4 protein-coding genes and 1 pseudogene are annotated in these 5,361 nt (G+C 68.5%); 3 read left to right on the top strand and 2 right to left on the bottom strand.

Annotation, left to right across the window (positions count from 1 at the left end; genetic code table 11):
• Positions 1-110 precede the first annotated feature (110 nt).
• Positions 111-1,319 (bottom strand): ROK family protein, encoded by a 1,209-nt coding sequence (locus tag ACAM49_RS38640; protein ID WP_369640475.1) that lies wholly within the window; start codon positions 1,317-1,319, stop codon positions 111-113.
• A gap of 99 nt (positions 1,320-1,418) precedes the next feature.
• On the opposite strand from ACAM49_RS38640, the gene ACAM49_RS38645 reads away from it, so the two are divergent.
• From ACAM49_RS38645 to ACAM49_RS38655, 3 genes are all read left to right on the top strand, one after another.
• Positions 1,419-2,870 (top strand): APC family permease, encoded by a 1,452-nt coding sequence (locus ACAM49_RS38645; protein WP_369640476.1) that lies wholly within the window; start codon positions 1,419-1,421, stop codon positions 2,868-2,870.
• 128 nt (positions 2,871-2,998) lie between these two features.
• On the top strand, positions 2,999-4,060 hold the full coding sequence (locus tag ACAM49_RS38650; protein ID WP_369640477.1) for a mechanosensitive ion channel family protein: 1,062 nt from the start codon (positions 2,999-3,001) through the stop codon (positions 4,058-4,060).
• A 24-nt stretch (positions 4,061-4,084) separates the two neighbouring features.
• Positions 4,085-4,975: an alpha/beta fold hydrolase gene (locus ACAM49_RS38655; RefSeq protein ID WP_369640478.1), complete on the top strand. Its 891-nt coding sequence runs from the start codon at positions 4,085-4,087 to the stop codon at positions 4,973-4,975.
• Between the two features lie 3 nt (positions 4,976-4,978).
• Here the strand turns inward: ACAM49_RS38655 and ACAM49_RS38660 are convergent.
• Positions 4,979-5,361 (bottom strand): annotated as a pseudogene (locus ACAM49_RS38660) (TetR/AcrR family transcriptional regulator); the annotation flags it as partial.

The raw sequence follows: 5,361 nt of genomic DNA on the forward strand, positions 1-5,361 counted from the left end.
GGACACGCTGCGACCAGCCGGAACACCCGGCATCAGCGCATACCAGCAAGCCGACAGCTATACGGCCGTGCGAACGCTGTGGCCAGGTTCACGATTCGCGTCGTTCACGGCTACGGATTGTTGGGGGTGCGGCGGTCGAAGACCTGGGGGCGGGCGGTGCGGAGGGCGGTGGCGATCGCGCCGAGGAGGACGGCGTCGTCGCCCACTTCGCTCGGGCGGACGGTTGGGCGGAGCGGGGTTGTGCGTTGCAGGGCGGCGCGGACTTGGTCGAGGAGGAGGTCGGCGCTGCGGCCGAGGCCGCCGCCTACGACGATGACGTCCGGGTCGAGGACGGCGGTGACGGCGGCTACCACCAAGGCGATTCGTTCGCCCTCTTGACGGACCACCTCGGTAGCCAGGGGGTCGCCCGCGCGGGCCGCGTCGAAGACACGCTTCGCTGTCAGGCGTCCGGTCATGCCTCGGTCACGAGCCGCGCGCACCACTGCGTCGGCGGTGACGGCCTCTTCGAGGGCGCCGCGGCGGGAGGCTCCGGCGGCCGGGTCGCCGAAAGCGGCGGGGAGGAAACCCACTTCGCCCGCAGCACCGTGTGCGCCGGTGAAAAGTTCGCCGTGGGAGACGATTCCGACGCCGAGGCCGGTGCCGATGAGGACATAGACGAACAGCCGGCTGCCGCGGCCGCCGCCGTGGGCGTATTCGCCGAGGGCGGCGAGGTTCGCGTCATTGTGGACGGACAGGTCCGAGACGCCGAGGGCGTCGCGGAGTTCGTCGAGCAGGCCCGCGCGGCCCCAGCCGGGGAGATTGACCGCGTAGTGCATGCGGCCGTCCTGCGGGTCGAAGACGCCGGGGCTGCCGAGGACGGTGTGGACGACGCGGTCGACGGGGACATCGGCGTCGGCGAGGGTTTCGCGGACCGCTTCCGCGGCGGTCTGCGCGAGAGCGGTGGCGGTGCGGGCGCGGTTCGGAATATCGGTGCGGGACAGCACTTTTCCGGACAGATCGGCCACGGCGGTACGCAAGAAAGCGCGGCCGACATCGATGCCGAGGACGTAGCCCGCCGTCGGGTCGGGTTCGTAGACGACCGCGGTGCGCCCGCGTTCGGGCACCACGGTCCCCATCTCGCGCACCAGCCCGTGCTGTTGCAGGGCGGCAAGGGCGCTCGACACGGTCGGCTTGGACAGTCCGGTGTCGCGGGCCAGCTGGGCGCGCGAGCTGGGTCCGGCGGTGCGCAGCTGCTCGAGCAGCAGCCATTCATTGTTGCTGCGCAAACGCTGCCTGTTCCAAGGGAGTTCGTCCACGGCACTCCGATCCCGATCCGTCATCGATCCGACTGTAAACAATCGGCCGCACCACTTGACTCAGATAGTAAAGGAATTTAACTTTACAAAACCCTTACGCCCCAGCGCGACACGGAGGCAGCCATGACCGGCCCCCGCACCCTTCCCCGAAGAATCGGCCTCTTCCAGGCCACGACCATCAATATGAGCCAGATGGTCGGCATCGGACCCTTCGTCACCATCCCGCTCATGGTCGCGGCCTTCGGCGGCCCGCACGCCGTCATCGGCTTCGTCGCCGGCGCGGTGCTGGCCCTGGCCGACGGTCTCATCTGGGCCGAACTCGGCGCGGCCATGCCCGGCGCGGGCGGCACCTACGTGTACCTGCGCGAGGCGTTCCAGTACCGCAGCGGGCGGCTGATGCCGTTCCTGTTCGTCTGGACCGCAATACTTTTCATTCCGCTGATCATGTCGACCGGCGTGCAAGGGCTGGTGCAGTACCTGACCTACCTGTGGCCGTCCATGACCACCGGGCAGGGCGATATCGTCGGGCTCGCGGTGGTGGCGCTGGTGCTGCTTCTGTTGTGGCGGCGCATCGATTCCATCGGCCGCATCACCGTGGTCATGTGGGCGGTCATGATCGTCTCCGTGGCGGCGGTGATCCTGGCCTCCTTCACGCACTTCCACCCGAGCATGGCCTTCACCTGGCCCGACCACGCCATCGACTTCGGGCGCGGCAGCTTCTGGCTGGGCTTCGCCTCCGGGCTGACCATCGGCATCTACGACTACCTGGGCTACAACACCACCGCGTATCTCGGTGCGGAGGTGAAGGATCCGGGCCGGGTGCTCCCCCGCTCGATCATCTACGCCGTGCTCGCGGTCATGGCGATCTACCTCGGCATGCAGATCGGCGTGCTCGGCGTCATCGACTGGCACGACATGCTCGATTCGGGCAATGTCGCCTCGCAATCGGTGGCCTCGGCGGTGCTCGAGCAGACCCTGGGCAAGGACGCGGCGAATGTGGTGACCGTCCTGATCCTCATCACCGCCTTCGCCTCGGTGTTCGCCGGACTGCTCGGCGGCTCGCGCGTGCCCTTCGACGCGGCCCGCGACGGCGTCTTCTTCCGCTCCTTCGGACGCCTGCACCCCAAGCACGAATTCCCGATGCTCGGCCTGATCGTGATGGGCGCGATCACCGCGGCCGGATTCGTCTTCGCCCGGCATGTCGGGACCTCGGCCACGCATCCCCCACTGGCCGTGCTGATTTCGCTGCTGACCACGGTCATGGTCATCGTCCAGGCGTTCGCGCAGATCGCCGCGCTGGTCGTGCTGCGCCGCCGCCAGCCGAACCTCGCCCGCCCCTACAAGATGCTGCTCTATCCGCTGCCCGCGGTGGTCGCGGCCATCGGCTGGGCGGTCATCTACGGCTACGCCGACAAGGCCAATCCCGGCGTCCACCCGATCGAATGGTCGCTGGCATGGACCGCGCTGGGCATCGTCGCGTTCCTGCTCTGGGCCCGGGTCGAGAAGACCTGGCCCTTCGGCCCCAAGCAGATTCGCGAGGTGTTCCTCGATCCGGAACCCGAACCCGCCGCCTGACCGGCGACCACCGCCCGCGGACCCGGACCACCGTCCGGGTCCGCGTTCGTGCTGGTAGCGGGCTCGCTATGATCCGAGAATTATCTGCTGGCGTTCCACCCCACCACCGTTGCTGGGAGGAATCACGGATGAACAAGTCGCTGATCTGGGCCCTGGCCATCGGATTCGCCGTGCTCGGCCCGCTCGTCGGCATCGCAACCCGTCGCCTGGTCGACCGGATCGCCGCCAAGACCTCCGCGCGCAATCTGGCCGTGCACCGCATGGCCTTCGGCCTGGCCCGTGACCTCGCGATGCCGCTCGCCGCGCTGACCGGCCTGCTCATCGCGCTGTCGCTGCCCACCGGGCTGCCGTTCTCCCCGCACGCCGTCCATCAGATTCTCGAGGCGGCGTTCATGCTGGCCATCACCTACGCGGTGGCCCGGCTGGCCGCCGAGGTGGTGACCACGGTGGCGAAGCGGATCACCGGCATCTCGGGCTCGGTCAGCCTGTTCACCACCATCACCCGGGTCGTGGTGTTCGTGCTGGGCGTGCTGATCACCCTCGACTCGGTGGGCCTGCAGATCACGCCCCTGCTCGGCGCGCTGGGCATCGGCGCCCTGGCCATCGCCCTCGCGCTGGAGGGCACGCTGGCGAATCTCTTTGCGGGCGTGCACATCCTGGCATCCAAGACGGTGAATCCGGGCGATTTCGTGAAGCTCGACTCCGGCGAGGCGGGCTGGGTCCACGACGTGAACTGGCGGACCACCACCATCCAGGACATTCCGGGCAACTTCATCATCGTGCCCAATCGCAAGTTCGCCGACGCCATCCTGACCAACTTCCACCGCCCCGAACAGGACATGGCGGTCATGGTCGAGGTCTCCACCGGCTACGACAGCGACCTCGAACATGTCGAAGCGGTCACCCTGGAGGTAGCCCGCAATGTCATGAAGGAACTCGACGAGGGTTTCGCCGGCGCGGATCCGCGCGTACGGTTCCACACCTTCGGCGAGTCCGGCATCGAGTTCCGGGTCGTGCTGCGCACCCGGCAATACGAGGACCAATACCTGCTGATCAGCGAATTCATCAAGGCCCTGCACCGGCGCTACCGCCAGGAGGGCATCGCCATTCCCTACCCGGTGCGCACCCTGGCCTTCTCCCCCACCGACGACCCCCGATTCTTGCTACCGGCCGGTCTTCATACACCGTAAACCGAGGTGTGCGATGCTCGAGGGGTGAGCAATGACGCTGAATTCACCGAACCCGCCCGGGTGAGCTTCACGGGGCACGGCGGGCTGAGGATCGCCGGGGACAGCTGGGGACCCGCCGACGGCCCGCTGGCGGTGTTCCTGCACGGCGGCGGGCAGACCCGCGGATCCTGGAAGGACTCCGGACTGGCGCTGGCCAAGGCCGGGATGCACGCGGTCCTGCTCGACGCGCGCGGGCACGGCGACAGCGACTGGGATCCCAGCGGCAACTACCGCCGCGAGGCCATGGTCGAGGACCTCATGGCCGTGCTGCGCGAACTCGACAAGCCCGCGTTCATCGTCGGCGCGAGCATGGGCGGGTTGACCGGGCTCATGGCCACCACTCATGCTGAGCGCGAGCGCATTACGGGCCTGGTGCTGGTGGACGTGGTGCCGCGGCCGGAGCGCAAGGGGGTCGAGCGCGTCATCAACTTCCTCAGCAGCAATCCCGAGGGCTTCGCCAGCCTGGAAGAGGCCGCCGACGCCGTCGCCGCGTATCTCCCCCACCGCCGTCGGCCGCGCAATCCCGAAGGGCTGCAGCGCAATCTGCGTCAGCGCGCCGACGGCCGCTGGTACTGGCATTGGGATCCGGCCATGATGGGCGGGCCCCGCGACGGGCGCGGCGAGGAGATCGACGTGCACACCGCGCTGCTGGAGAACGCGGCCCGGCAGCTGAAGATTCCGGTGCTGCTGGTGCGTGGCGCACTCTCCGATGTGGTCAGCGACGAGGGCGTCGCGGCCTTCCGGGCGCTGGTCCCGCACGCCGACTACGCCGAGATCGGTACCGCGGCCCATACCGCGGCCAGCGACGCCAATGACGAATTCACCGATGCCGTGGTCGATTTCGTGCGCGCCCAGGTCGGCGAGCGGGAACGCTGACGCTCATTCCCCGGGAAACATCCGGTCGAGCAGGTGGTCGAGCAGTTCGACCGCCCGCTCCCGGGTGGCCCCGCCCGCCAGGATCGCCTGCGTGATCGACGTGACGGCCAGCACGATCAGTTCGCCGTCGAGTTCGGTTGCGCGCGCATCGGATTCGTCCGGCCGCGCCCGCCGCAACTGCTCGGTGAAACTGTTGATCAGATAGCGCGGCGGCCCCATCATCTCCTCCGAGGTGACCGTATTGCCGGTCAGATTCGCCGCATGGAATGCCGCGAACACCAGATTGTCCTGGTGCCGTTGATCATCGAGGCGCAGCAGCCCGATCGACACCGCGCGAACCACATCCCGCGGCGCGGCATCGGGCCCCAACCCCGCCAGCGCCCCGG

It is taken from the genome of Nocardia sp. JMUB6875 (assembly GCF_041154655.1).
Classification (GTDB): Bacteria; Actinomycetota; Actinomycetes; order Mycobacteriales; family Mycobacteriaceae; genus Nocardia.